This window comes from Pelosinus sp. IPA-1 (assembly GCF_030269905.1).
Taxonomy (GTDB): domain Bacteria; phylum Bacillota; class Negativicutes; order DSM-13327; family DSM-13327; genus Pelosinus.
Genome location: NZ_BSVC01000012.1, coordinates 46,520 through 71,928 on the forward strand (window position 1 = coordinate 46,520; position 25,409 = coordinate 71,928).

The following is a 25,409-nucleotide window of genomic DNA, read 5'->3' on the forward strand; positions in this document are numbered from 1 at the left end:
TATTACCATAACCTTATCCCGCCCTCTCATAATAACCCTTCCATATTTTTTTGGTTAAATTAATTCAAACTGCATAGTCTAAAGGGTATCTCTAACTAAAGGATGATGTTATGTCTATTGATTTATTAATACAATACATATCTATACTTATTGCTATAATTGCAGTGATAGTTGCTCGTAAAGAATTGAAACGATTTATCCCTGTTGGACTGTTTGCTAGTTTCTATGCAAATATTGTGTGCTATGTTGCAAATTATTTTGAATGGTGGGAGTTTCCCATTAGAGTTTTACCTGGTGTACGAGACATTTCTTTTACCACAAATGTCATTATCGTACCAATCTTAGCTATGTTTTGGGTAAGATACTCTCCTATGTCTAGAATAAAATGGACTCTTCTTTGGACAACGATTTTAACAGGAATTGAATATTTGGCTGAAAAATATACCAACATGATTGTTTATCACAATGGTTACAATTGGTATTACTCTTATATTTTATGGCTAATCAGTTGGTTTATTTGGTATTCATTCCATAAATGGTTTTATAAAGATGGGAAACCTCACTAAGAATTCCATTAGCCCCCCCCTCCCCCAATATAACCTCTCCTACCATTCTCATATATTACACGTACTAGGATACGGTAAATGGTTTTATTTTTTGTTTAGGCTGTATTCTCATTATGTATTGCTCCCTATTTTTAGGGAATACTGATAGTGCCTTGGCATGTCAGGCGTCCTTTTATTGCAGTTGGTAGACGACACGAGCGTGATATCACGTTTCGGAAATAGTTCGACAAAAGGGGAGAGCTTTTTGAAATATGATAAACCATTAGTAGCATGCGTTATCGGAGCAGCATCTACAATAACGGGTGAGGTTGTAACGCGAGCTTTGATTTTGTTAGGTTTTGGTAAGTATAGTGTATATCAGTTAATTAGTTTGACTATTACAATCAATAGACCCACAGAAATCATAGGGTTAATAGTTAATTGCATAATTGGCGGCTTCATTGGCATTGCTTTTTATTACGCTCTTAACATAATAGGGCGAGATTACCTAGTTGTAAAAAGTACAGCTGTAAGTCTCTTTTTCTGGTTTCTTTCTGAAATGATATTTACGGCAACTATCGAAGGCCGTTTTATCGATCTACGACCAATAAGCGATTATTATGTCCACCTATTGGGAGCCACTGCCTATGGAACAACAGTAGGAATGCTGTTTAAGACATACTTGTTTAATTTATCCATCCCTTCTAAATGCAAATAACATTTGCGTCCAGGCCATCTTAGTACAGGCTCTGCCATACTCCCCCCCTCCCTCACGCTCTAATGTATATAACCCCTACTTATTGGGTATAATTATGTTGACGTTATACTCACGTCGCTAACCAATCTTTCCCATTCTTCTCTCAGCTCTCTTTTAGAGGGCCTTTTTTTATTTCATAGCTTGGTATTTAATTCAAACAGATGGGTATATTACCACTTTTCAATGGTTTCTCCCTCTTTCCTCTCATTTTGAGAGCTTTTTTTATCCGAAAAAGAGTTAACTTCTTCCACTAATTTTTGTATCTACTAAATCACTTTTCATAATTAAGAGTCATGCGCGTCACCTCATGGTTTTGATTTATACCTCCATAACTTCATTAGTGTGTGTGAATATACGTAATTTCTACGGACATACTAATCGTGTGGAAAGCAGATACGTATGCATAATATCTATTCTTTCTATCTAATAAAAAGGTGTGGTTTTATGACGGGACTTATCATGAAATTAATTGCTTGTCTTATACTAATTGTATTAGCCACTCAACTACTACCGCAGATCTACTACCCTACTATATATCAGGCAATTGGAGTGGGAATTGTATTAGCTCTTATGGCTCATGTTATGGAGTTATTTGTGCTTAGAGAAGGAACTTTTTGGATAAGCACCGTAGCTGATTTTGTTGTAGCTGCAGTTCTTCTTTATTTTAGTCAAAGCTTCATACAGAGTTCATACGTTACGATTAGCGGAGCTATTATCACTGCCGCAGTGCTAAGTGTAATAGAATATTTTGTCCACGCTTACCTTATCTTAAGCAGAAAGGTAAGTTCTACCTAATTCCCTCTAATCACGTATATTCTCCAATTAACTAGGCATAATATCAAAATTCCATAATCTATCCTTCTTTTAGCCCTCTTTTGAGGGCTTTTTCCTTTTACGCTATCATAATCCCGCCCAATCTACTTACCACGCCCCCACTGCATGAGTTTTTCTGTCTTCTCACTCCACTGCCGAGATTTTTCAAAAAGGGATTCTTCCTCAGGATCTATTTGATATCCAAACCCATAAAGTGCGCTAAGTTGTGCCACATACCTACCGTAGTTGTAAGCTGTTTTTTATTTTATTTATTTGAGATTAATTTCCATATAGGAAATTTCTGGATTTTGTCGAAGTGTTACTTAAAAGGGAGGTGATTAAGATCGTTACTATAAAAGTTTCTGAACTTTTAAAAACGGCTCAACAACTTTCGAATGATGGTATTAAATACGTAAACATTGATGAATGTGAAAGCGATGAAGAGCTTCCAAAGTGTCTTTCTTTCGCAGCTTATAGTGATGACTCAATGTACGAAATTGATTATGAAGAAATTGATCACGTCGAAATCAAATAAGGCTGATAAGATTAACAAATAATCTGGTATGCTATTCTTCTTTCGTTGAGACGTTCTCTCTTTTAATCGTCTCCTGTATTTCTCTTGCAAGTCATTTCTTTTCTGCTTTTCCCATTCCGCAGATGGTAACTAATAAAAAGCACAGTGTCATTTCATTACAAGATGAATGCACTGTGATTATTTTGTAGTATTTTATCGAATATTCGTTCCTCGATTTGGAATAGGGATAAATTAGAAGACACAGCCTATTCCAATACTAACATGGGCAGGCTGTGTCTTAATTTATAAGAAGAATGTTAAATGTTTAATTTTACAATTGTTATTTCATTGCCGTGCCAGTCGCCGGCATAGGTTTGAGTAGCTAACATCATAACAAGCGGAAGACATAATAGACCTATCTTAAAAAAAACGGTTTGTCTCTTTAGATTCTTTAAACGCCAGGCGGTAAAGTACCCATAGGCAATACCCTTGTATTGGAGTAATTTTTGCAAAGGAAAACAAAATTCCATTATAGGAAGTATATTGCTCCATCGCTAGCCCGACCGACTAACCCTAACCCAAATAATAATTCCGCTTTCCTTTTTAGCCTTATCGCGCCACTAATAGATGCAATTAATGCAGCAAGTGCCCAGCCAATACTTACCGGAAGAATAAAATATATTAAAGTATCCCAACAAACTATCCCAAAACATAAAAAAGCCTTCCAACGAAAATCGCTGGAAGGCTATAATTTACTGGTGACACACCGGGGAATCGAACCCCGAACCTACTGATTAAGAGTCAGAAGAAGCACATTTAATCCAGTTTATGTATCTCTGAAAAATCTTAATTCTATTGGGTTTATAGTTATTTATGTTATTTTTTATCTATTTATAATGCGCCTTGTTTTATTTCGTTAAGGCGCAAGATAAGGCGCAGTTGACATAATTTATAAATCCAATAAAATCAATATCTGCGAAGCTTTTATTCATCGACCACGTGAGGGTCTTTTTTATTGCGCCTTAAGAAAATTATAATGCTGATTTACAAACTCTAAAATCATTTCCCCTGTTTTTGTCGGGTAAAACTTAGATGCCACTCCTCCAAGCATTCCTGACCTAGGAACAATTAGTATAATAATACCAACAGATTCAATTATTTTACCGTATATTTTTAATAAAGCACCATTACGGCAAGGATAATACTTAAACCTAGCCCTATCATAAATGAATAAAAAGATATACTGTGTAATCTTGCAAAAAATGGCTGGTCTATGTTTATTTCATTATCATATGTTTGCCGTATGCAACGATCTATTAACCATATACTGGATATTGCACATAAGAAAAAACAAATAGCCGAAACACCGAAACTCAACTTATTAATCCATGTACTTAGGATGTTTTCAGTTTTTGCGCCAAAAGCTATTAATGCAGCAAAAAGTGCAATTGAAATAGTAGTAAAAAGTTTTGAGGACTCAACTATAATGCTAATAGCTTTATGCTTTGATTCTTGATTTAATTCTTCTTTGATTAATTTTTCAGTCATGGTGTTCCTCCTTAGTAATGGATGCAACTGCCGCATACTATGCAAATTACAACTATACTTCGTCAAGGATTCTGTATTTTCCTGTGGAAAAATAAAAAAGGCAGGGTCTCCCCCTGCTATCAATTATCCCTTATACTACTAAAACAATAACACAAACTATCGCACCTACATAATAAAACCTCTTAAAACGCAAATATGGAGGGTGATTTTTATACGTAAAAACGATAATAGCCTTGTCTTATACTTTTTTTATATTCTCCTTTCAAAGTCATCCGTTTTGTCTATACCTAATTGTTATTTTTTTTGTTTCTTGAAGTAATCATCTTTAATTGTAATGTTAGCTTTCATGTTTGAAGGAGAGTATTTTATATTTGAGTTTGTCCATTCACCATTTGGAGCATAAGTACAATCAGCAATTGTATTAACGTATTCACCTTGATTTAGTAACTTAACATCCTCATCAGTAAAAGTATATACATCAATTGCGAGTCCCCTGTCTGCTTTAGCATATCTTTTTTCAACGTCTCGGGCAGCATGTTGAATGTTGTCCTCTAAAACTTTCTTTTCTAAGCCTAGTGGTACGGAAATACGAATAATCCTTCTGACTGCATATCCTGTTGATACATCTTTCTCACCAAGTACAGTATAAACAGGGTTGAAACCTTTTTCACTTGATGTTGGCATTTCTTTATTATTAGCACATCCATTTACTATAACTGCTAATAACAGGAGAATAAAAAATATTACGATACGCTTTAGGTTCATTGTACTTTCCTCCGGTTTATCATTAAAAAATTCTCACTCATTTTCTGCTATTTCTTTCGCGACTCTGGTCCTGCAGCGTCTTATTTATTTGCAATTAAATAATCCCCATTACCGGGATGTTGCAAATCTATAGGTTTAAAAGGTATTACTTGCCATTCAATTTTACTTCTGCGATCATGAACTATATCATCTATTTGCTTAATGTCCATGGCTTTATTGCCATATATAACCCCTTTTGTTTTATTGAATAAAATATACATTCCTTCTTTCATATAAGTTAACTCCCCTTCCCATTTTGACTATAACCAAATTCCTATCTCTACACTGATTTTGCCACTTTTCCCATAGTCATTTACATATATTTGACCACCTTAAGTAAATCGTAATGGTGCCTATAGCAAAGCAGCATTAAAATGAATTACAGGATAATCAATATTTCTATAAAAAGGTAATATTATCCTTTAGATTTAGACAAATAAAAAAGCAGGAGCATTGCCTCCTGCCTATACACCCCTATTAAATACCGATTATAGCTTTACTCCTTGCATAATCTTCAACCACTTGTCCAATGCTAAGTTTTATTATCAAATTAACGGTTTCATCTGGCGTGATCTGCCATTCCTCTGCCATAGAGTCTATTTTCGCATTGAGTTTGGGATCTTCAATTTCTAAGTTACCTCCATGCCATCGCAAAATACAATGAAGAACCAATTACAAAATTGTATTGTTACCCTCAATTGAAAGCTATGTACCCTGACATTCCCGGTCACATCCTTAATGCGATAGAAACATCAACCAAGAAAAAATGGTCTCAGCATGCTAAAGATATTTTGAACTCCAGAATATCCCTCCCTACTTTTAAACAAGGTCTACCAGTTCATTTGCATAATAAAAGTTACAAAGTACAAAATACCGATGCTACTTACATCATAGATGCACAATTACGTAGTCAAAACCACAAGCCTACTAGATACCAATTCATCATTGCTGCTAATGATAAATCAACAAAAACCATATTAGACCGAATCATTAGCGGCGAATACAAACAAGGTGAAGCCCAGATTACTATAGATCGTAAAGGAAAGTGGTATTTTATCATTCCATACAGTTTCGAGGTTGGTTATTACGATATTGAGAAAACCAATATAATGGGTGTAGATCTTGGTATTACTAAAGCAGCCTACTGGGCTTTTAGTGGCTCTCATAAGCGTGGCTGGATTGTTGGCAGTGAAATCGAAGAATTTAGGCGTAGAGTAAGAAAACGTAGAATAGATATTCAAAATCAAGGTAAATACTGTGGTAATGGACGTAGTGGGCATGGTACTTCAAGACGCCTTCTTCCTGTAGACGTACTCAGTGAAAAAGAAGCAAATTTTAGAGATACTTGTAATCAGCGTTATGCTAGACACATCGTAGATGAAGCTTTGCAGATGAAATGCGGAATAATCCAAATGGAAGATCTTACGGATATAAGTAATTTAAGTAAATTCCTTAAAAACTGGTCATACTATGATTTGCAAACAAAAGTAACTAATAAAGCAGCAGAATATGGTATTGAAGTTCGAAAAATAGACCCTCAGTATACCTCGCAACGCTGTAGCGACTGTGGACATATTGATAAAGCTAGTCGATCTGGTCAAGCAACTTTCGTCTGTACGAATTGTGGCTATGGTAACTTACATCACTGTTTTTCTTGTAGTGCAAAACAAAAAGAAGCAGGAGTTTGTTTAAAGTGTGGTGAGCCTACAAAGCATCTGATAATTAATGCAGACTATAACGCTGCTCGTAACATTGCAACAGAAGGCATTGCAGAAATTATTGTTTCTACAATTAAGGACGTTGGTATTCAACCAGTATCTAAAAAACCCGCGAACCGCAATCGCAAAAAAACTAAAAGGTTCGCACAAAACAAACTCTTCGGTTTGCTCGTTTAACCGTAAGGCGTAGAAGTACCCAATACTTTAGCTATTGGATAACGCTCGCCAGAAACCCCTGCGAAATGCGGGGCAACATTATACTTTCGCGCAAAATGATACTACAAAGCAATTAAATACTGGCTTGCCATTATTCTCTGTAACAAAACTTGCACGAATAGATAAGTTGGAGCGGTTGAGCGTGCACCGCAAGCAGTTGTTTTAACGTAACAACTTGCGCGAGTGCATAAGTCGGAGCGATAACTCCAGTTTATTGTACATTAAGATCATTGTAGTAATTTAAGTTGGAGCAGATACAAATACACTTTGCCGATCTGTAATATAGCAACTTGCATGAGTGTATAAAGATTCAACTATAAATGCGCTGCCTATTAAGTGAGCAGTGCATTTATTCTATTCCTCTATCTCTATAAAGTCTGTAGACGTAAAATTCTCTAAGCAATAACAAAGAAGCCTGACATTAATTATCTGGCATCACAAAGGCAACCAACCACTCATAAACTATCAAATGACTACCTGTACTATTAAAATATCTGGCTATGTAATAATCCAATCATATCCCTATAGCTTTTGCTGGCAATGGATCATATACCTGTAATGCTATTGTGATAATACAACCCAATAACCCACATACACAAATAAACCATTCAGTTTGTCGCTAACCTATGCCGGCCATCACAGGTGTTATATTTTTAATATCTAGTTATAAAGCTAATAAATCATAAAAGGGCAAATATGCCCCTTTTTTGTTTATTCCGCTATTTAACTAATCAAGTAGTACGTTTAACCAAACAAAAAAACCCGCCTCACCTCGAAAGGTAAGACGGCTAGCAAACTAGTCTTTTATAGCTATCACTTTAAAACTAATAATCTTATCAAATAATAAATATTCCTTGCTACGATCAATAGTATCATCAAACGTATAGACAGTGTTACCAGTACTGACCGTACGATCGCACCATTTAATGAAACTTTCAATTTCAGCTTTAGATAACCTATATTCTCTTTCACTAGAATCACTCATGGTAATCCGTAACAAGCCATTTCCACTTGAAGCCTGTGGGGTTGCAGATGCCTCATTCGAATTAGCACTTTCATTCCCACTTGCATCAACTGCAGTAACTACATAGTAGTAGGTAGTGCCATTTGTTACTGTATTATCTACATACTTTGTATCTGTTACCTTGGTCGCAATAGTAGTATATGGGCCACCTGCGTTTGTTGAACGTTTTACATTGTAGCCAGTTGCGCCAACTAATGCAGCCCACAAGAGACTTACTTGGGAGTCGCCTGCTGTTGCTGTTAGATTAGTTGGTGCATTAATAGCACTAGGAGGGGTGAAATTGGAAGTCCACCGAGCTATTCCTTTCGACACACGAAACTCATCAATGTAACCAGCGAAGTAAGTGCCATGATATGCATCCTTCCCAATTAGTGGCGCATCATTAACAACTGGAAATCCGCCACTATTTGTAAATGTAGTTTGAATTACTCCATTTTTAAATGTATAAAAATTATTTCCTTTTCTCGCAATAGCAATATGATTCCATTGATTAAGATCACATGTCCCACATGATTCTCCTTGTGCAATATCATAGCTACTATTGTTATAAATCGACATTTTGCTTGTACCCCAAAAAGAAACATTGCCAGAACTTCTATCCGAGATAATCCTAAATGGAGAATTATCAATACTACTTCCACGAGAAAACAAACCACTAAGACCTGGTGACGCTTCTGGTCGATACTCCCACCAGTCAATCGTAAAATCTCCTGTCCCAAAATCGAAATCTGTACTATTAGGCATCGTCAAATATTGATCCGTTCCATTTAAATATAGACTAGCGCCTCCAAACTTACTCTGTACAGTACTGATTGTAGCCCCATTGAAGGGACTCCAGACCTTCCCACACTCATCCTTCAACCCTTCATCAAAATGCAATAAAGACACTGTGTACTGATCAACTTCATACATAAATTATTACCTCCATTATTATTATTAAAACCGACATAGCCGAGGAACTCTAATTAAAATTGTGTGTTTCCTGTATATCAGCTTTCACTAACGTACATTCCATAGCAACTATAAAATCAACCAGCGAATGCAAATTAATTTCTCATTCTTTATCCGTACATATAGGACGAAATTTAGATAGGTACAAAATAAAAGAGCCGTCCAATATCGGACGGCATACTTCCATTTAACTTTCGATTAGGAATAACATATATATTTCATACATTAGAAATTAAGTATTTACGCCCTACCTTCAATCTCTTTAACACGTGCATAGAAGGTAACTTTCTTTAATCCTGATAATTCCATTGCCTTGACTGCCGTTATCTCACCATTCTTCCAGCTATTATATATAACCTTGAAAGATTCATCTACTTCTACCCTCGGTCTACCGTATGGTCTACACTCTGACTTAGCAAGTGCTATCCCCTCGGCTTGACGTTGCTTGATCTTTTTCCGCTCTTGTTCAGCCACATAGGACAGCATGGACAAGAATTGATCTTCCATTAACTTGCCAATATCGCCCATAGCCTTAAACTTTCTTGAATCGAACAATGTTTCATTTTCTAATATAACTATATCAGCGTTCAATTCTCTTGTAATACGTTTCCATTCTGTTAATATGCCATCATAGTCACGCCCTAGCCTGTCCAATGCATCAATATAGATCACATCACCCGCCCTAATGACTTGCTTCATGGCTTGATACTGGGGGCGGTCAAAATCCTTACCAGATTGCTTATCAACAAATATGAATCTATCTTCAATTGCTAGTTCTTGCATCTTGGCTAATTGTCTCCCTTCGTTTTGATCTTTACTGCTTACCCTTACATATCCTAAATTCATTATGTACGCCCCCTACTGTTTACTTCTTGTGCCTATTGTATTATTTTCGTTCGTAAATGTCATTGATAATTAATGAACGTTTATAAATACTTTTACAGACTTTATCGAACGTAAAACAGTGGGATTTTTATATGTTCATCAAAGTATACTTACTGAACACTATTAAATAAGTTTAATTTAAAATCATTGTACAAAACATCTTTTTGCGTTTGTTGGGGTCACGATAGAATTCGGAAATTATAGCACGCTAAGAGATTATTTCAATTAAAACTACTCTGATTCTGCATGTAGGGGTAGTATCAGCATCCGTGTCATGTACTGAAAAGTAAATGGAATTTTATTCGTATTAAGCCTTTTTTCTTGCATAAGCCTAACAAATCAACTTTGCATAAACTGTATATTTGCCCATACAAAACCCAGGACACCGCCAAGGAGCGAAAATCCTGGGTTTTATTATTTACATAATGGTAATTTATCGGACGCTAATAATCTTATTGTTTGCGACTTTTGTACCATTAGGTGCCAATGAGCAATGCAAAAAAAAGGAAGCTGGTGTTCAAAATAAGAATTCTTTCTAGGTCAACATGTCGTCAGCCAAGGATTCTTTGTCTCAATTATCTCCTATTAATTTTTCCAACGCTGAATCAAGTGTGTCACCGGTTATATCATCCGGCTTCACACCAATCCCTTCCATGCTTTTGTCTTCGGAGGAATATTCATTTCCAAAGGGAAAGTCAATTTTGGTTTTTGTATTCTTGAGGGTGTATGTATTACAATCTCCCCAGCGTCCAGCTGAAGGAAACCCGATTATCTGACCCCGCTTGTTTAGCTGAAACCATCGGGCAAACTGATCACCGCAGCTTCCACATATGGAATTTATTCTTAATATGGTTTTACCTCGCCAAATGTTTTTAAAATCTAGGTCGTAGCTTTCCGCAACCTCCTCTGAAAAATTAATCATGCGACTATGTTTATTACCGGTTTTTACGGCGATGGTTTCTTTATATACGCGATAATCTTTTTGTATATTTAATATAGAAGACAAAGCTATCATGTTCTTTGTTTGTCCTCCTGCAGAATCCTTCAGATCAATTACTAAAATTTCCGGATGTCCTGCAAGTATTTTTTCAAAAGTTGAGTCTAGGTCATTCGTATCCCAATTATAAAACTGCCGCACGTGCAAAACAGCGACTTTCTGCCCGGCGATTGTTCGAAAAAAATATAATAAACTTGAATGAATATATTGTACATCACTGGGGATTTCCTCCAAGGAAGGAAAGCTGTTATTGGTGAGAAACAATTTGCTGTCATCATGCACATATTGGATTTTTGTGCTTGCATCATATTTTTTCCATGTCAGCAGTTCTTCTTTGATTTGGCCGTCTGGCTTTATATATATAAGTCTCACCGGTTCCAAGTTGTCCCGTAGCGGCTGCCATGAATATTCTGTGGTCGATCTCCGTGTAGCCACTTCCTTACTGGATAGTTTAGTAGACTGCGGTATTAAGTTGCTGAATTGATCGATTTCGTCATGGATGTCTTTTCCGTTCCAGCTAAGGATTTGATCACCTGGAGCTAAATCAGTGCCGAACGTATTATAAATCCTACCTACATAAACATTACCATCTTTCCCCATTGTCATAATAAACCCCAAAAAATAGCTGGAGTCAGACGCTAATTGGTTATCTAATTCCCAGTTAAAATGACCGTCATTAAATTTACTGCGCAACTTTCTTATTTCTCGTACAAATTGAGGTTTACCTGACCCCCAGTCTACGGTATCTGCATAGGTGGCGCATTGCTGGTAGAAATCTGTTCGCGATATCCCAAGTTTTTGTTCCAGATAAATGTATTTATTGGCGATTAATTTACATGCTTGTAAATAATCCTGTTTGTACTGATCCATAGGCACTTGCTCGCAAAATGCGGTTTTCTGCCCTAAAAGAATTAGAATAAGACTCCCTATAATAAGGAACTTGTTTATCAGTTTTTTCATCATAATGCCCCTCTCAAAAAATGGAAATATATGCTATTGTAATATTACACATGAAATCTATATATTCCTTTTATTGATTTTTTCCATAACAATTTATTATCGGACATTGAATTTACTTTTCAGTACATGACACGGATGCTGGTACTACCCCTACATGCAGAATCAGAGTAGTTTTAATTGTCATTATCATCTCCCCCCCACATTAACAATTCCCTCATTTTTTAATATGAGATTATTCCGCTCCTCAACTCGCACCCTCGCATCATGCAACGCATCAGCCAAACCAGTTAGTGATTTAGAGATTACTTTGGATGATCTATTTCCCTCTGCTATTTTCCAGACTAGTTGACTTTTTTCCCTTATCTCTGTGTCTGTCAATTCTCTGTATTCCCATATTTGATTTAACTCTTCTAACCGAACTCTTTCTTCTGAGGTCAAACACGATATTTCTTCTTTAGTGCCTACTTCCATTTCTAACCTTTTTATACGATGTAATAAATTAGCCAAATCAAACACCTTCACTTTCATTACTAATTTCTATAGTTTTCATATCAGGATATTTCCTTTCCATCCAACAAGAATCTGTTTTGCATGGATACTCTGGACAATCATCACGCCTATGACTACAATTACTAAATGATCCATCATCTTCAACAATTTTAACCCATATAATATTTTCACCGTTATTAGATAAAATTTTACTTTCGATTTTTTGAAGTCTGCTTTTTAGGCTCATTTCGTATCCCCTTTATATAGTTCTCTGCATTCTCGCATAATTTGGGTAAGTCGTATCATCTGACCACTTTCACTAGATAACTCTGTATTAAGAACAGTTTTCAGTAATTCTGTATCGTTATGACTCATTTCATCACCAAACGCAGTCAATAAGTCACGACTGCGTATTTTCTTTTTAGTACCGTCCTTCATGGTGCAAATAATTGAATTGCCAATTATAGATATTTCCAACTTACTGATTCTACTTTTTAGGCTCATATTTATACCACCTTTTGTGATTTCTCTAATTCTGTTAATCGTTCTTCCATATCTTGCAATTCAGTTATTTTTATAGCACCATCTAATATAGCCTTACACGCTGACACACGAGCAGAAGGACTTACAGCCGAATCTTTAGCAACTTCCCTTAATACACTTACCGCTTCACTACTAGCTGCCTGCAATTGGCTAATAGCCTGCTTTAACGTTTCCTGTTTGGCCTGCTTATAGTTATTCTGAAATTCCTCTTGCTGTAGCCATCTTAATAAGGTATTTACACTAACACCTGCTACCTCTGCTGCACCTTGTAAATCATTGCTCTTTAGTAGTCCAACAATAGCCAATTCCCATTTATGATTGAATTTATCACCACCAGCCAACACCACACCCCCTTTTAACTTTATAAATTATTTAATCTCCCACTAGGCCGCTATACTTGACGTATAAGCGGTTTTATTTATTGGTTACTTATTAGTTATTAAGGGCATTATTTAAGGCTTTTGCCATTTCACACCCCATACCAAACCCTTGTAAGAAAGCTGTATTCTCTGCTTCCTGTAATTGCTCAACTAATAAGGCAATCAGGCGATCATTATCAGCTGCACTCAAAGGGAGGTTGCATATAAACTCGCTAATCATTCTAGTCGATATATAAAATTCTTCTGAGCGTTCAATTTTTATCATATCTTCGCCCTCTGATATATTAGTTATTGGAAAGTTTATAATCTTGCTCATGTTGCTATCCCCCTTAAATTATTTTACTTAATACTTAGCATCAGCTTTATTTTTTCAACTCTAGTTTTTGCCACCTCTAAATCATCCTCAACATACTGCCTACTGTGTCCATCAGCATCAACACTAATTATATATTTCAGCCCTTTCTTCTTTAACGATACCGATCTCATGCCCGCTCTCATTTTATTAAATGGTGTCATACTGCAACCCCCTTCAATAAGAATTCTCTTGCATGATAAAACAGCACTGAATGAATAAATGAGCCAGAATTAACCGACAAGGTAAAATTTAATCTAATATCATATCGTGCTTCAAAAGCCCTTAATGTTCCCATGTATGCCGATGGGCTATAATCCGCACGATACTTTTTAAGTTGTATATCTTGCCAAGTGGCATCCTCTACCATCAAATATAATTTTGATCCTTTAGACCGAAGGAACTCATTTTCAATCTGTGTGCGTCCATGTGTTAGATTTTGAGCTAGTTCATCTAATGTGGCTTTACGTTCAACGTTAATATTGTCCGATAGGTAAATATCACGAAGTACACCAAGTTCCACGTTTTTAGGAATAAATGCGGAATAGTCCCCATAATCTAATTTTTGAACCTTGTAAGGTATCCCCTTATCTGTGAAGTATTTTATAATATGTAGATTTTTCTGTTCTCTCGTGTCAACTAACATTGTTAAACTTTTAAGTAGCGTTTTTGTTTCTGCATCAGTATAAAAACATCTCATATACTTGTACCTTCTTTCAATATTGTCCCCCCAAAAATTTTCTTTGCTGTTATTAGGCTCTTAAATGAGTGAATAGGTAAGTTCTTTGCCGACTCAACAATTAAAAGAAACTCTTTCACCTTAAAAGATAAGATATTAGAATCAGGCTTACCGTGTGTGTATACCAATATCTGACTACCTAAAACATTGTCATAGACTCCTTGCTTAATATCTACCGTATAAGCTCCACATTCTAAATTATCCTCTCTAATAAGTTTCATAATCTCAACGGTATTCACAATTAGAACTCCTTAATGTGAAAATGTGAAAACCAAACGCAAATTTTATATTAATATATATTTTTTATTACTTTACGTACAAAACAGAGAATTACGTTTTATTTTCACAATTATCACAGTTTTATGTACCAAATTTTGTTAAATAGCTTTTTGTCTTTCAATATTTGCTAGACCAATACCAATAAATTTAACCATTCGCCATGAGCCAATCACTTCATTAAATCCTCTACCACGAATCCTATTATTAAAAATCTTCTTACCGATTGGTTTTTCTCCATTCACTTCACACCACTTAATAAATGTTTGATAAAGTTCTTTTGCACCAACTTGGCAATTTTCATTAATATAACAATTCTCATCAATGAAAGTCTGTACAACATCTTCTTCTGAACGGTATTCATTGCAAGCATCTTTAATACTTTGTGGTGGCTGCAACCCCTCGCTTTGCCACTCAGCGAACCCTGCAACCATCCAAGCTAATATTTCTGGTAACTCTGATTCTAGTTTTTCACGAAGTTTTTTATCTTCACGACCTGCAAACGATACTTCAAAAGGTATTAGTCTAATTCGTGACCATATCGCGTTAGATGTTTCTTTTATGACTGGCTTATTATTAGTAACAAGGATAATTTTGTGTGTAGGGAAGAAGTCAAAGTATTCAGCCCGTAAGAAGCGACCTGTGAGCATATCCCCGCCCGTGAGTGACTTTATAACTGCTTCATCAAGTCTTTTACCTTCGTTTGATTCTTGGGCAATTACAAGCCTTTTCCCAGCAATGCGAGCCACGTCATTAGGTATTCCACCCGCGTTTTTAGGCTCAAATGTAGCGAAAGGCATTACACATTGAAGTTCTCCTAAAATACGTTGTATCATCTCTAAAAATACGCCTTTCCCATTCCTACCATTTGCACCGTAAAAAATATTTAATACGTGTTCTGTTGTATCACCGGACAAACAAAGTCCAGCAAGTTTCCAAAGATACCGCATTACTTCTAAATCATTATTAGTTATTTCACACAAGAACTTTATCCATTGTCGACAATCTGCATTAACGTTATAAGGCTTGTAGGTGTACGGCAATAAATGACTAATATTGTGTTTCTTATTATGTGGCATTAATTCACCTGATTTTAGGTTAATAGTTCCATTCATACAGTTAATTAAATATTTCTCTTTATCAATTTCATTAATAGAAAGTGGCACGTCTGGTAAAAACTTTACTATCTCAGCAATGGATTCTAATTTAGCGCGACTTTCGCATGACTTCGCCCATTTTAACTGAACCTCTGGCTCTGGTATGTTTCTAGTGTCGTGTAAATCTTTAACCATTTTTATAATTAAACGCTTAATACCACCATCATTATTTTTCTCCCACCGCTTACCATCCCACAGAAGAAATGAACTAATCTCAGGACAGTATCGAATATTACCAGCGTTTTGATGTAATAGCCGTTCCGCAGAACCTAACTCTGTATAGTGAAAGACGATATTTGATACGTGAGACTGTTCTACTACTCTCACACATTCGGTAATATATTCAGTATTACTGACAAGCTGTAAAAGCTCATCCTTGGTATGTCCAACCTGTAACCAATCGGTAACATCACCCTTTGGCGGTAAATCTGGGAGATTAACCACACGCACCCGACAACCCCGGCTTAATAATTGGCTAGTAACCATTTCAGCATGTTCCTGCCCGGGCGGGTCATTATCTGGTAGTATGATTACTTCCGCGCCCTCCGGTATATATACGCTATGCTCCTGTTTCCACTTACCAGCACCACCACTGTTACAAGTCGCAGTTAAACCTATCTGCTGCAATGTGTGAACGTCCTTCTCACCCTCTACTATATAAACCTTATTGCCCTGTTCAATCCCTATTAGAAGTGCAGTTAGTTGGTAAGGAACTAACTCTACACCATCAAGATTATTAATCCATCCACCTTTACCATCGGGTCTACGCTGGTAAAATCCTTTAGGTTCAAATCGTAACGCTTGATATAGTAAGCGACCTTCTTTATCGCAGTAATCATATGTAGCAACAATACGCTTTTTTATTTGTTGTTGGTTGTTAATTCCGAACCGCTCTGCAAGAATCTTTAACGCTTCTTTCGTGGTGCAATTATTGAAATATGCCCACAAATCAATCGAATCAAATCTTTTTTTGCATCCGTGACAATAGCCCTTGTTTTGATTGGTATAGAGTTCCGCACTACCTGACTTTTCATTATGCCAAGGACAAAGGACGAAATGTCTGTTGCCTTTCTGCTGTATGTGTAGACCATGATCACCAGCAAGCTGTAAAATAGGTAGTTTATCACGAATTTGCCGAACAATATCGTCACTCAAAGAACCCCACCTCCTTAAACGCATCTTCTAAGATAATAATTTTATCAGCCAATAAATGATCATTCGATTGAATAGCATCTTCTACTAATGAGCCAATCAGCTTTTTCAATAACCAAATCTTAATTCTTGTTCTCATCGAATAACCCTTATTCCACCGATCGCCGGAACTGACTCTATTTTGTTTTCTCGTTCATCAATCCACTTTAATACAGATTCAAGTCTATAAAAAACTCTCCGGCCTACTTTAAATGATGGGCAGCCGTTTTTAGTCCATCCCCAAATTGTATTTGGCGTGATAATTTTACCAGTTGGATCAAGCCTTAAAGCAAGTTCAGGTTTATTCAATATTTGATTCTCTATCATGAATTTTCACCTGCCAACTTATTAATGGCCTGCAATATTAACGTTTTCTTTTCTTCTGGTAACTCATGCCGCAGCCATCGGCTAAATGTAAATTCTGTTATTCCTAGTAATTCAGCAACTTTATATTTTTTACGACCAATCAATGCCGTGTGAATATCAAAATTAGATATTTTACTCATAAAATAAATCACTCCTTAATGTTTATATAGTTTTAGTGTTTATAGCTTATTTCGCTAGGTGTCTACCGGTGGCCCCAACCTATATGTTAGATGATGGTGTTGATCTTCGGACTGTTGCCGGTAAACTTGGACATGCTTCTACTAACACAACAACGACGATATATAGTCACCTTCTTAAATCAGCCGAAACGAAAACAGCAGGCATAATGGAAAATAGATTAACCAATCTCAAGAATATAACAATAGACAAAAATAAGAAGCAGGCCCAATAGCCTGCTTTTCGTTTGTTTATATTTGATTATATTAGTATCCATTTTAAGCCGTTAAGGCGCAAGATAAGGCGCACTTGACATAAGAAAAGCCCCCGCATACCTGCGAAGGCTATAATTTACTGGTGACACACCGGGGAATCGAACCCCGAACCTACTGATTAAGAGTCAGTTGCTCTGCCAGTTGAGCTAGTGAGTCATTCAATTCAAGAACATTTATATAATATAATATTTTACTACAATTGTCAACTAGTTTTTTAAATACACTGCCACCATTAGAAGGAAATGATCTGACAAGAAGCTATCTATTCTTCAATACGAATAGATAGCTTCTCGTTATTTTCTATTTCTTTGCTCTCTTTTCTTGTAAATAGTTATCGATTGCGACGGCAGCTTTTTTACCCGCTCCCATAGCAAGAATAACGGTGGCAGCGCCTGTTACGATGTCACCACCGGCAAATACACCGGGTTTACTGGTAACGCCTGTTTCTTCGTGAGCCGTAATATTACCCTTTTTATTAACGTCTAATCCCTTTGTCGTAGATTGAACCAAAGGATTGGGGCCTTGACCGATAGCAATAATAACAGTGTCTACTTCTAGAACAAATTCCGAATTTGGAACTTCAATAGGACGACGGCGCCCTGAGGCGTCAGGCTCGCCTAGCTCCATACGAACACATTGAAGACCTGTAACCCAGCCCTCTTTATTGCCAATTACAGCGGTAGGCGCGGTAAGGAATTGAAAATCAATCCCCTCTTCTTTGGCATGATGCACTTCTTCCAGTCTTGCAGGTAATTCTGCCTCAGAACGCCGATAGACAATATATGAGGTATCAGCCCCTAACCGTAGTGCGGTTCTAGCCCCATCCATGGCTACGTTACCACCGCCTACAACCGCTACTTTTTTGCCTACATGAATTGGTGTACCATAGTCAGGGAAACGATAGGCTTTCATCAAGTTACAACGAGTTAAAAATTCATTCGCAGAATATACTCCGTTAAGATTTTCTCCAGGTACTCCCATAAAATAAGGCAGCCCTGCTCCAGTACCAATAAAGACAGCGTCAAAACCTTCTTCTTCCATTAGCTCATCAACAGTAAAAGTACTACCAATAACCGCATTCACAACAATTTCTACACCCAATTTGCGTAAATTGTTGATTTCAACTTGTACTACTTCATCTTTTGGCAAACGAAACTCTGGAATACCATACATCAAAACGCCACCAGGCAAATGTAATGCTTCAAAAATCGTTACTTTGTAACCTTTTTTGGCTAAATCACCAGCCACAGCCAAACCAGCTGGACCAGAGCCTATTACCGCTACCTTTTGTGCATCCGAGGCATACTCAATCGGGGCAGTAACTTCCCCTTTTTGTCGTGCTGCATCTGCAACATAACGCTCTAGACGTCCGATACCTACTGATTCACCTTTTTTTGCTAACACACAATATTTTTCGCATTGTTCTTCTTGAGGACATACTCTACCACACACCGCTGGCAAGCTATTAACTTCTTTTATCTTAGCAATTGCGGCATCCATATCGCCTTCTTTTATCTCTTTAATAAAAGCAGGTATATCTACTTGTACAGGGCATCCTTTGCGGCAAGGAGCAGCTTTACATTGTAAACAACGTTCGGCTTCCGCTTTTGCAAGCTCTTCTGTATATCCGAAACTTACTTCCTCAAAATTCTTTGCCCGTACTTTAGGATCTTGCTCTGGCATACCATTCTTTTTTAATGAGAGTGACATTTACAGCCCCCCTCTTTCTTACCAGTAATATGTTCACTATGCTGTTTTTCATGAGGTTTGTACATACGCTGACGCGCCATTAAGCTTTCAAAATCTACTTTGTGAGCATCAAATTCAGGGCCATCTACGCAGGCAAACTTATTTTCTTGCCCAACTGATACGCGACAACCACCACACATACCCGTTCCATCGACCATAATAGGATTTAGACTAACTACCGTAGGCACGCCATATGGTCTTGTTGTTTCTGCAACGAATTTCATCATAATTACAGGACCAATAGCTACAACTAAGCTAATTGTTTTATCTGAATCTAGTAATTCTTTTAAAGGTTGGGTGACTAAAGCCTTGCGTCCTTTGGAGCCATCATCTGTTGTAATGATCAATTCATCACTTACTGCTGCCATTTCTTCTTCATAGATTAATATGTCTTCGGAGCGAGCACCAATAATGGAAATGACTTCATTTCCTGCTTCTTTCATGCCACGAGCGATTGGATACACTGGCGCGATACCAATACCGCCGCCTACACAGACAACAGTACCCATTTTTTCAATGTGAGTTGCTTTGCCTAAAGGACCAACTAAATCTAGCAAAAACTCTCCTTCATTCAAAAGACCTAACTCTACTGTGGAGGCACCCACCTCTTGGAAAATCAGGGTAATCGTGCCCTTTTCCCGATTAAAATCAGCAATCGTCAAAGGAATTCTTTCCCCTTCTTCATTGACACGTAAGATTACAAATTGTCCTGGTTTTGCCTTTTTTGCAATTAGTGGCGCTTGCACTTCAAAAAGTTGCACACTAGGCGCTAATTGCTGCTTCACAAGTATTTTATACACAGGAAACCTCCTTGAAATAGGGATCAGTAGAGCTAACAGTTAGTTTCTACCTTTCCATAAATTTTACATTCTCCCATAAAACAATTAGTTTACAGTCTTACTAATATTCTAATAATTTACTATTACATGCTTTTAACAGTAAGTCAATAGGTATTAATTCTCATCAGATGACTGTTACTAATTTTTTATAACTTAAAATAAACCAATGATTTTTCCGGCATTATCAATATCCATTCGTTCTGCTGCTGGGCGTTTCGGTAATCCAGGCATTGTCATAATGTCCCCTGTAAGTGCAACCAAGAATCCCGCCCCTGCTGCCACCCGAACTTCCCTTACTGTGATGGTAAATCCAGAAGGACGTCCTAGCTGAGTCATATCATCGCTTAAGGAATATTGGGTTTTCGCCATACAAATTGGTGTTTTGTCAAACCCAAGGCTAGAAAGCTCTTTAATGGCCTTTTCTGCCGGTTGCGTGTAATTTACCCCATCAGCTCCATACATCTCTTTCGCGATTGTTAAAATTTTATCTTTTATTGATGCGGTTTCATCATAGATGTAATTAAACTTGTTAGGTTGCTCACATGCTGCTAGCACTTTTTGCGCCAGTTCAATACCGCCTTGTCCGCCTTTGGCCCAAACCTCTGACAAAGCCACCTCGGCACCCAATTCTACACACTTTTCTCGTACAAAATCTAGTTCTGCTTTCGTATCGGTAGGAAATGCGTTAATTGCCACCACTGCGGGTAAGCCAAATTTCTGCATGTTCTCAATATGTTTTGTTAAATTCGCCAACCCTCTTTCAAGAGCAGGCATATTTTCTCCTACAAGTTCTGCCTTCGGTACACCGCCGTGCATTTTAAGCGCACGTACTGTAGCCACAATAACCACTGCATCTGGTTTTATCCCGGCAAAACGGCACTTTATATCTAGGAATTTTTCTGCGCCAAGATCTGCACCAAAACCAGCTTCCGTTACACACACATCCGCCAGCTTTAAGGCAAATTTTGTTGCCATGACGCTATTACAGCCATGAGCAATATTCGCAAAAGGACCACCATGAACAAAAGCTGGGGTATTTTCCAAGGTTTGCACTAAATTGGGTTTAATGGCATCTTTAAACAGTAAAGTCAATGCGCCAGTTACGTTTAATGCTGCAGCAGTAACAGGCTCATTTGTATAGGTATAACCAATGATAATACGGCCAATGCGAGCCTTCATATCATCTAAATCGCTAGCCAAACATAAAATAGCCATCATTTCAGATGCTACCGTAATATCAAAACCACTTTCTCTTGGTACTCCATGAATTTTTCCACCTAACCCACAAATGATAGAGCGAAGTGAGCGTTCATTTAAATCCATAACTCGACGCCAAGTAATTCGCCTAGGATCGATATTCAATTCATTTCCTTGGTGAATGTGGTTATCAATAATAGCCGCTAACAAGTTATGCGCCGTCGTAATAGCATGAAAATCCCCTGTAAAATGTAGATTGATATCTTCCATTGGCACGACTTGAGCATAACCGCCGCCAGCTGCACCACCTTTCATACCAAAACAAGGTCCGAGGGAGGGTTCACGAAGGGCAATGGCGACCTTTTTTCCTACCTGACGTAAGGCATCTCCAAGACCTACCGTTGTTGTAGTTTTTCCTTCACCTGCTGGAGTAGGATTGATAGCTGTAACTAACACTAATTTCCCATCAGGACGTGATTTAATCTCTTCCCATTTTGCTAATGAAACTTTCCCCTTATATTTGCCATAAAGTTCTAGATCATCTTGGGTAATACCTAATTGGCTAGCCACTTCCTCTATGTGTTTCATCTGTGCCTCTTGGGCTATTTCAACATCGCTTTTCATCTATGTGCCTCCTTATATAAGTACAGCCAAAGTGAATAGTTGAAATGATAACCGTTTCAACTATCCTTTGGCTGTGATTCTACTAAAAAACGAAATGTATTATTATTATTTTTTGACGTGTAGTAAAGTAGCAGCCTTCACTGTATTACTTAAAAGCATAGCAATCGTTAAAAGTCCTACCCCACCAGGCACTGGAGTAATGGCTCCTGCTACCTCTTTGACTTGTTCAAAGTCAACATCGCCTACTAATTTTTTGTCTGGTAAGCGATTAATTCCTACATCAATCACTACGGCACCAGGTTTCACCATATCCGCCGTAACAAATTGCGCTTTGCCAATTGCTACGATTAAGATATCGGCTTGGCGAGTAATACTAGACAGGTCAGCAGTACGAGAATGACAAATGGTAACGGTAGCATGACGCGCTAATAGTAAGTTGGCCATTGGTTTGCCAACAATATTGCTACGACCAATAATAACTGCATGTTTACCGGCAATTTCTACATTAGCAAGTTCCAACATTTTGATACAGCCTGCAGGGGTACATGGTACAAGATGTTCTTGACCAATTGCCAGTTTTCCTACATTCACTGGGTGAAATCCATCTACATCTTTATCTGGATGAATTGCCTTTAAAAGTTCTGCTTCCTCATTCTTTAAAGCTTCAGGTAGTGGTAATTGCAGCAAGATTCCATGAATCGCTGGATTTTCATTTAGACTAATAATTTGCGCTAATAGTTCTTCTTTGCTGATGGATTCAGGCAGGCTTATAACTTCTGAATAAATCCCGAGTTCTTCGCAGGCTTTATGTTTATTTGCTACATATACTTTAGAAGCTGGATTCTCACCAACGATAATGACAGCTAATCCAGGATTCATTCTCTGGGTTGCCTTTATCTTCTCGACTTCCACTTTTACACTCTGCTTAATTTGTGCAGCAAAGACTTTGCCTTCTAAGATTCTTACTGACATGACTATTCCCCCGTACTACGTATTTATATTACACAATAATGCTAATCACCGTAAATACTAATAAAGCGATACTAACCAAACCATTGCGCATAAAATAGGCCTGGGTTACTTGCCGAAAATCAGTAGGACTAACAATCGAATGTTGATAGATTAACACGCTGGCAGCTAGTACAACGCCGCCATAATATACTCCATGCATATTCATCAGTATCCCGACAGCAACAAAACCTGTAATGCTAATTACATGGAGCGCTTTACTAATGGTAAGAGTTCCTTGTATTCCAAAACGAACAGGCATAGAATGTAGTCCATGTTTTTTATCAAACTCTAGATCCTGGCAGCCATAGATCGCATCAAAACCAGCAATCCATACACCAACAGCAAGGCCTAATAGGACAATTGGTAATGTAATGTCCCCCCTGACTGCTACCCAAGCACCAATTGGTGCAACGGAGAGAGCTAAACCTAGTACTAAATGGCAAGTCCAAGAAAATCGTTTCATATAAGGATAGACCGATAGTGGAATTACCGCTAAAGGTGCTAGTTTTAAACATAAGGGATGTAGATTCGCTGCCGCTACAGCAAAGAGGGCAAAACTTGCCAATGTCATTAGTACGGCTCCCTTAGGCTTAACTGCTCCTGTAACCATGGGACGGTTGGCAAACCTTGGCTGCAATCGATCATATTTTAAATCAATAAAATTATTCAATGCCATGGCGGCACTGCGAGCACCTACCATGGCCAAAGTAATCCAGAATAAGTCTCTCGCTGCAGGTATACTGCCGGCGGCTAATATAGCGCCAATATAAGCAAAGGGTAAGGCAAACACGGTATGGGATAATACAATATTATCAAGGTGTGCTTTAATTTTACTCAAGTCCTAATTCCTTCCATTTCTTGTCAACTATTTCTTTAATATCAGCCGACATTTCAATTTCATCCGGCCATTCGCGGCTATATCCCTCTGCGGCCCAAGCTTTTGTGGCATCAATCCCTACCTTAGTCCCCCAATTGGGCATTGGTGAAGAATGATCCAATACATCAAGAGGTCCGTCAACCATCACAATATCACGGCGGGCATCAATATTATTGTACACACGCCACCAAACTTCATTCATATCTTGGACATTCACATGTTCATCTACAACAATAACCATTTTTGTAAACATCATCTGCCCCATACCCCATATGGCATGCATTACTTTTTTTGCCTGTTGTGGGTAAGTTTTCTTTATTGAAACTACAGCGCAGTTATGAAATACGCCTTCCAATGGCAAATTTAAATCAATAATTTCTGGTAAATTCATCTGTAGTACAGGTAAAAAGATACGTTCTGTAGCTTTTGCTAAGAAACAATCCTCCATAGGTGGTTTGCCCACAATGGTAGACGGATAGATAGGATCTTTCCGATGGGTAATGCAAGTAATATGAAATACAGGATAATCATCGGCAAGAGAATAATATCCTGTGTGATCACCAAAAGGACCTTCTCGTCTAAGTTCATCAATCATAACGTAACCTTCTAGCACGATTTCTGAATGTGCTGGAACTTCTACATCAACCGTTTCACATTTTATCATTTCTACGGATTTTTTACGTAAAAATCCAGCAAATACCATTTCATCAATATCTTTTGGCAAAGGAGCAGTTGCAGAATAGGTTATCGCGGGGTCTGTACCGATAGCTACTGCAACTTCAATACGATCCTTCCCTAAAGCCTGATGTGCTCGATAGTTTTCAGCCCCATTTTTGTGAATGTGCCAATGCATACCTGTAGTTTTCCCATCATACACTTGTAAGCGATACATTCCTACATTCCGTTTACCATTCAGAGGATTTTTAGTAAAAACTAAAGGCAATGTGATAAACTTACCTGCATCACCAGGCCAACATTTTAAAATAGGAAATTTATCTAATGATGGTTGATCTTTAATAATGACTTCCTTACACGGCCCATTTTTCACATACTTCGGAAAATTAATAGCCCGTTTAGCGGTCGGAATAATCTTTAATAAATCTAATTTATTTTGCACCGAAATATAAGGTAATTTAAAAATTTCTTTTATCTCTGCTGCAATGTCATCAATTTTATCTACACCAAATGCCAAAGCCATACGTTCCATGCTGCCAAAAGCATTCATCAAAACTGGCATATCATAACCTTTTACATTTTCAAAAAGCAAGGCTACATTTTTATCTCCCGACATTTTGGATACCCGATCAGTTATTTCTGTAATTTCCAGCTCACAGTCTACTTCTTTCTTAATGCGTTTTAACCAACCCCGCTCTTCTAGAGCACGAATAAAGTCGCGCAAGTCATTAAATGCCATGTAATATAACTCCCTTTCAAT

At 37.5% G+C, this 25,409-nt stretch carries 31 protein-coding genes and 2 tRNA genes; 6 read left to right on the plus strand and 27 right to left on the minus strand.

What is annotated here, in order from left to right; all coding sequences use genetic code 11:
• The first annotated feature begins 110 nt into the window (after nucleotides 1-110).
• The 4 genes from QSJ81_RS23215 (at nucleotide 111) to QSJ81_RS23230 (ending at nucleotide 2,650) form a co-directional block, all read left to right on the plus strand.
• The gene (locus QSJ81_RS23215) at nucleotides 111-566 is read left to right on the plus strand and encodes a CBO0543 family protein (protein ID WP_285719724.1); all 456 of its coding nucleotides are present in this window, start codon (nucleotides 111-113) and stop codon (nucleotides 564-566) included.
• 244 nt (nucleotides 567-810) lie between these two features.
• Nucleotides 811-1,263 (plus strand): hypothetical protein, encoded by a 453-nt coding sequence (locus tag QSJ81_RS23220; RefSeq protein ID WP_285719725.1) that lies wholly within the window; start codon nucleotides 811-813, stop codon nucleotides 1,261-1,263.
• A gap of 483 nt (nucleotides 1,264-1,746) precedes the next feature.
• Nucleotides 1,747-2,097 (plus strand): DUF2512 family protein, encoded by a 351-nt coding sequence (locus QSJ81_RS23225; protein WP_285719726.1) that lies wholly within the window; start codon nucleotides 1,747-1,749, stop codon nucleotides 2,095-2,097.
• 352 nt (nucleotides 2,098-2,449) lie between these two features.
• Complete coding sequence (locus QSJ81_RS23230; protein WP_285719727.1) at nucleotides 2,450-2,650, plus strand: hypothetical protein; 201 nt, start codon at nucleotides 2,450-2,452, stop codon at nucleotides 2,648-2,650.
• Between the two features lie 735 nt (nucleotides 2,651-3,385).
• Here QSJ81_RS23230 and QSJ81_RS23235 read toward each other — a convergent pair.
• From QSJ81_RS23235 to QSJ81_RS23255, 5 genes are all read right to left on the minus strand, one after another.
• Nucleotides 3,386-3,464: transfer RNA gene (locus QSJ81_RS23235), tRNA-OTHER, on the minus strand.
• A gap of 338 nt (nucleotides 3,465-3,802) precedes the next feature.
• Nucleotides 3,803-4,177, minus strand: a complete 375-nt coding sequence (locus QSJ81_RS23240; RefSeq protein ID WP_285719728.1) for a hypothetical protein — start codon at nucleotides 4,175-4,177, stop codon at nucleotides 3,803-3,805.
• Between the two features lie 294 nt (nucleotides 4,178-4,471).
• Nucleotides 4,472-4,942 carry a hypothetical protein gene (locus tag QSJ81_RS23245; protein WP_285719729.1) on the minus strand — a complete coding sequence of 157 codons (471 nt, stop codon included), beginning with the start codon at nucleotides 4,940-4,942 and terminating at the stop codon, nucleotides 4,472-4,474.
• Nucleotides 4,943-5,022: 80 nt separating this feature from the next.
• Complete coding sequence (locus tag QSJ81_RS23250) at nucleotides 5,023-5,214, minus strand: hypothetical protein (protein ID WP_285719730.1); 192 nt, start codon at nucleotides 5,212-5,214, stop codon at nucleotides 5,023-5,025.
• Between the two features lie 244 nt (nucleotides 5,215-5,458).
• The gene (locus tag QSJ81_RS23255; protein ID WP_285719731.1) at nucleotides 5,459-5,635 is read right to left on the minus strand and encodes a hypothetical protein; all 177 of its coding nucleotides are present in this window, start codon (nucleotides 5,633-5,635) and stop codon (nucleotides 5,459-5,461) included.
• A gap of 53 nt (nucleotides 5,636-5,688) precedes the next feature.
• On the opposite strand from QSJ81_RS23255, the gene QSJ81_RS23260 reads away from it, so the two are divergent.
• Entirely contained in the window at nucleotides 5,689-6,876 is a 1,188-nt protein-coding gene (locus QSJ81_RS23260) for an RNA-guided endonuclease InsQ/TnpB family protein (protein WP_285719770.1), read from the plus strand.
• Between the two features lie 835 nt (nucleotides 6,877-7,711).
• On the opposite strand, the gene QSJ81_RS23265 is transcribed toward QSJ81_RS23260, so the two are convergent.
• The 15 genes from QSJ81_RS23265 to QSJ81_RS23335 all read right to left on the minus strand — a co-directional run bounded on the left by QSJ81_RS23265 (nucleotide 7,712) and on the right by QSJ81_RS23335 (nucleotide 17,365).
• Nucleotides 7,712-8,851: a LamG-like jellyroll fold domain-containing protein gene (locus tag QSJ81_RS23265; protein WP_285719732.1), complete on the minus strand. Its 1,140-nt coding sequence runs from the start codon at nucleotides 8,849-8,851 to the stop codon at nucleotides 7,712-7,714.
• Between the two features lie 279 nt (nucleotides 8,852-9,130).
• Nucleotides 9,131-9,736, minus strand: a complete 606-nt coding sequence (locus QSJ81_RS23270) for a recombinase family protein (RefSeq protein ID WP_285719733.1) — start codon at nucleotides 9,734-9,736, stop codon at nucleotides 9,131-9,133.
• A 610-nt stretch (nucleotides 9,737-10,346) separates the two neighbouring features.
• Nucleotides 10,347-11,735: a S41 family peptidase gene (locus QSJ81_RS23275; protein WP_285719734.1), complete on the minus strand. Its 1,389-nt coding sequence runs from the start codon at nucleotides 11,733-11,735 to the stop codon at nucleotides 10,347-10,349.
• A gap of 183 nt (nucleotides 11,736-11,918) precedes the next feature.
• A complete protein-coding gene (locus QSJ81_RS23280; RefSeq protein WP_285719735.1) occupies nucleotides 11,919-12,239 on the minus strand; it encodes a hypothetical protein in 321 nt (106 codons plus the stop codon).
• A gap of 1 nt (nucleotide 12,240) precedes the next feature.
• Nucleotides 12,241-12,468 carry a hypothetical protein gene (locus QSJ81_RS23285; protein ID WP_285719736.1) on the minus strand — a complete coding sequence of 76 codons (228 nt, stop codon included), beginning with the start codon at nucleotides 12,466-12,468 and terminating at the stop codon, nucleotides 12,241-12,243.
• Nucleotides 12,465-12,725 (minus strand): hypothetical protein, encoded by a 261-nt coding sequence (locus QSJ81_RS23290; RefSeq protein WP_285719737.1) that lies wholly within the window; start codon nucleotides 12,723-12,725, stop codon nucleotides 12,465-12,467. Before QSJ81_RS23290 ends, QSJ81_RS23285 begins: the two co-directional genes overlap by 4 nt.
• A 2-nt stretch (nucleotides 12,726-12,727) precedes the next feature.
• Entirely contained in the window at nucleotides 12,728-13,105 is a 378-nt protein-coding gene (locus tag QSJ81_RS23295; RefSeq protein WP_285719738.1) for a hypothetical protein, read from the minus strand.
• Nucleotides 13,106-13,196: 91 nt separating this feature from the next.
• Entirely contained in the window at nucleotides 13,197-13,460 is a 264-nt protein-coding gene (locus QSJ81_RS23300; RefSeq protein WP_285719739.1) for a hypothetical protein, read from the minus strand.
• Between the two features lie 23 nt (nucleotides 13,461-13,483).
• A complete protein-coding gene (locus QSJ81_RS23305) occupies nucleotides 13,484-13,660 on the minus strand; it encodes a hypothetical protein (RefSeq protein ID WP_285719740.1) in 177 nt (58 codons plus the stop codon).
• Nucleotides 13,657-14,196, minus strand: a complete 540-nt coding sequence (locus tag QSJ81_RS23310; RefSeq protein WP_285719741.1) for an ERCC4 domain-containing protein — start codon at nucleotides 14,194-14,196, stop codon at nucleotides 13,657-13,659. The genes QSJ81_RS23305 and QSJ81_RS23310 overlap by 4 nt, the downstream gene beginning before the upstream one ends.
• On the minus strand, nucleotides 14,193-14,474 hold the full coding sequence (locus QSJ81_RS23315) for a hypothetical protein (protein WP_285719742.1): 282 nt from the start codon (nucleotides 14,472-14,474) through the stop codon (nucleotides 14,193-14,195). The genes QSJ81_RS23310 and QSJ81_RS23315 overlap by 4 nt, the downstream gene beginning before the upstream one ends.
• A gap of 138 nt (nucleotides 14,475-14,612) precedes the next feature.
• On the minus strand, nucleotides 14,613-16,823 hold the full coding sequence (locus QSJ81_RS23320; RefSeq protein ID WP_285719743.1) for a phage/plasmid primase, P4 family: 2,211 nt from the start codon (nucleotides 16,821-16,823) through the stop codon (nucleotides 14,613-14,615).
• Nucleotides 16,816-16,959: a hypothetical protein gene (locus tag QSJ81_RS23325; RefSeq protein ID WP_285719744.1), complete on the minus strand. Its 144-nt coding sequence runs from the start codon at nucleotides 16,957-16,959 to the stop codon at nucleotides 16,816-16,818. The genes QSJ81_RS23320 and QSJ81_RS23325 overlap by 8 nt, the downstream gene beginning before the upstream one ends.
• Nucleotides 16,956-17,186, minus strand: coding sequence for a helix-turn-helix transcriptional regulator (locus tag QSJ81_RS23330; RefSeq protein WP_285719745.1), 231 nt, complete (start codon nucleotides 17,184-17,186; stop codon nucleotides 16,956-16,958). Before QSJ81_RS23330 ends, QSJ81_RS23325 begins: the two co-directional genes overlap by 4 nt.
• Nucleotides 17,183-17,365, minus strand: a complete 183-nt coding sequence (locus QSJ81_RS23335; protein WP_285719746.1) for a hypothetical protein — start codon at nucleotides 17,363-17,365, stop codon at nucleotides 17,183-17,185. The genes QSJ81_RS23330 and QSJ81_RS23335 overlap by 4 nt, the downstream gene beginning before the upstream one ends.
• Before the next feature lie 68 nt (nucleotides 17,366-17,433).
• Between QSJ81_RS23335 and QSJ81_RS23340 the strand changes: the two genes are divergently transcribed.
• The gene (locus tag QSJ81_RS23340; protein ID WP_285719747.1) at nucleotides 17,434-17,637 is read left to right on the plus strand and encodes a site-specific integrase; all 204 of its coding nucleotides are present in this window, start codon (nucleotides 17,434-17,436) and stop codon (nucleotides 17,635-17,637) included.
• 120 nt (nucleotides 17,638-17,757) lie between these two features.
• On the opposite strand, the gene QSJ81_RS23345 is transcribed toward QSJ81_RS23340, so the two are convergent.
• From QSJ81_RS23345 to QSJ81_RS23375, 7 genes are all read right to left on the minus strand, one after another.
• Nucleotides 17,758-17,833 (minus strand) — tRNA-Lys (locus QSJ81_RS23345).
• 144 nt (nucleotides 17,834-17,977) lie between these two features.
• Nucleotides 17,978-19,387, minus strand: coding sequence for an NADPH-dependent glutamate synthase (gene gltA / locus QSJ81_RS23350; protein WP_285719748.1), 1,410 nt, complete (start codon nucleotides 19,385-19,387; stop codon nucleotides 17,978-17,980).
• Nucleotides 19,372-20,226, minus strand: a complete 855-nt coding sequence (locus tag QSJ81_RS23355; protein WP_285719749.1) for a sulfide/dihydroorotate dehydrogenase-like FAD/NAD-binding protein — start codon at nucleotides 20,224-20,226, stop codon at nucleotides 19,372-19,374. Before QSJ81_RS23355 ends, gltA begins: the two co-directional genes overlap by 16 nt.
• Nucleotides 20,227-20,418: 192 nt before the next feature.
• Entirely contained in the window at nucleotides 20,419-22,086 is a 1,668-nt protein-coding gene (locus QSJ81_RS23360) for a formate--tetrahydrofolate ligase (protein WP_285719750.1), read from the minus strand.
• A 105-nt stretch (nucleotides 22,087-22,191) separates the two neighbouring features.
• Complete coding sequence (gene folD, locus QSJ81_RS23365; protein WP_285719751.1) at nucleotides 22,192-23,058, minus strand: bifunctional methylenetetrahydrofolate dehydrogenase/methenyltetrahydrofolate cyclohydrolase FolD; 867 nt, start codon at nucleotides 23,056-23,058, stop codon at nucleotides 22,192-22,194.
• A 28-nt stretch (nucleotides 23,059-23,086) separates the two neighbouring features.
• A complete protein-coding gene (locus QSJ81_RS23370; protein ID WP_285719752.1) occupies nucleotides 23,087-23,935 on the minus strand; it encodes a UbiA-like polyprenyltransferase in 849 nt (282 codons plus the stop codon).
• Nucleotides 23,928-25,388: a menaquinone biosynthesis decarboxylase gene (locus QSJ81_RS23375; protein WP_285719753.1), complete on the minus strand. Its 1,461-nt coding sequence runs from the start codon at nucleotides 25,386-25,388 to the stop codon at nucleotides 23,928-23,930. Before QSJ81_RS23375 ends, QSJ81_RS23370 begins: the two co-directional genes overlap by 8 nt.
• Between the last annotated feature and the right edge of the window lie 21 nt (nucleotides 25,389-25,409).

Excerpts from the sequence above, each read along its gene's own strand:
- QSJ81_RS23215 (WP_285719724.1), top strand. The coding sequence starts at position 111 with ATGTCTATTGATTTATTAATACAATACATATCTATACTTATTGCTATA.
- QSJ81_RS23225 (WP_285719726.1), top strand. The coding sequence starts at position 1,747 with ATGACGGGACTTATCATGAAATTAATTGCTTGTCTTATACTAATTGTA.
- QSJ81_RS23240 (WP_285719728.1), bottom strand. The coding sequence starts at position 4,177 with ATGACTGAAAAATTAATCAAAGAAGAATTAAATCAAGAATCAAAGCAT.
- QSJ81_RS23245 (WP_285719729.1), bottom strand. The coding sequence starts at position 4,942 with ATGAACCTAAAGCGTATCGTAATATTTTTTATTCTCCTGTTATTAGCA.
- QSJ81_RS23250 (WP_285719730.1), bottom strand. The coding sequence starts at position 5,214 with ATGAAAGAAGGAATGTATATTTTATTCAATAAAACAAAAGGGGTTATA.
- QSJ81_RS23260 (WP_285719770.1), top strand. The coding sequence starts at position 5,689 with ATGTACCCTGACATTCCCGGTCACATCCTTAATGCGATAGAAACATCA.
- QSJ81_RS23265 (WP_285719732.1), bottom strand. The coding sequence starts at position 8,851 with ATGTATGAAGTTGATCAGTACACAGTGTCTTTATTGCATTTTGATGAA.
- QSJ81_RS23270 (WP_285719733.1), bottom strand. The coding sequence starts at position 9,736 with ATGAATTTAGGATATGTAAGGGTAAGCAGTAAAGATCAAAACGAAGGG.
- QSJ81_RS23275 (WP_285719734.1), bottom strand. The coding sequence starts at position 11,735 with ATGATGAAAAAACTGATAAACAAGTTCCTTATTATAGGGAGTCTTATT.
- QSJ81_RS23285 (WP_285719736.1), bottom strand. The coding sequence starts at position 12,468 with ATGAGCCTAAAAAGCAGACTTCAAAAAATCGAAAGTAAAATTTTATCT.
- QSJ81_RS23290 (WP_285719737.1), bottom strand. The coding sequence starts at position 12,725 with ATGAGCCTAAAAAGTAGAATCAGTAAGTTGGAAATATCTATAATTGGC.
- QSJ81_RS23300 (WP_285719739.1), bottom strand. The coding sequence starts at position 13,460 with ATGAGCAAGATTATAAACTTTCCAATAACTAATATATCAGAGGGCGAA.
- QSJ81_RS23305 (WP_285719740.1), bottom strand. The coding sequence starts at position 13,660 with ATGACACCATTTAATAAAATGAGAGCGGGCATGAGATCGGTATCGTTA.
- QSJ81_RS23310 (WP_285719741.1), bottom strand. The coding sequence starts at position 14,196 with ATGAGATGTTTTTATACTGATGCAGAAACAAAAACGCTACTTAAAAGT.
- QSJ81_RS23325 (WP_285719744.1), bottom strand. The coding sequence starts at position 16,959 with ATGAGAACAAGAATTAAGATTTGGTTATTGAAAAAGCTGATTGGCTCA.
- QSJ81_RS23330 (WP_285719745.1), bottom strand. The coding sequence starts at position 17,186 with ATGATAGAGAATCAAATATTGAATAAACCTGAACTTGCTTTAAGGCTT.
- QSJ81_RS23335 (WP_285719746.1), bottom strand. The coding sequence starts at position 17,365 with ATGAGTAAAATATCTAATTTTGATATTCACACGGCATTGATTGGTCGT.
- gltA (WP_285719748.1), bottom strand. The coding sequence starts at position 19,387 with ATGTCACTCTCATTAAAAAAGAATGGTATGCCAGAGCAAGATCCTAAA.
- QSJ81_RS23360 (WP_285719750.1), bottom strand. The coding sequence starts at position 22,086 with ATGAAAAGCGATGTTGAAATAGCCCAAGAGGCACAGATGAAACACATA.
- folD (WP_285719751.1), bottom strand. The coding sequence starts at position 23,058 with ATGTCAGTAAGAATCTTAGAAGGCAAAGTCTTTGCTGCACAAATTAAG.
- QSJ81_RS23375 (WP_285719753.1), bottom strand. The coding sequence starts at position 25,388 with ATGGCATTTAATGACTTGCGCGACTTTATTCGTGCTCTAGAAGAGCGG.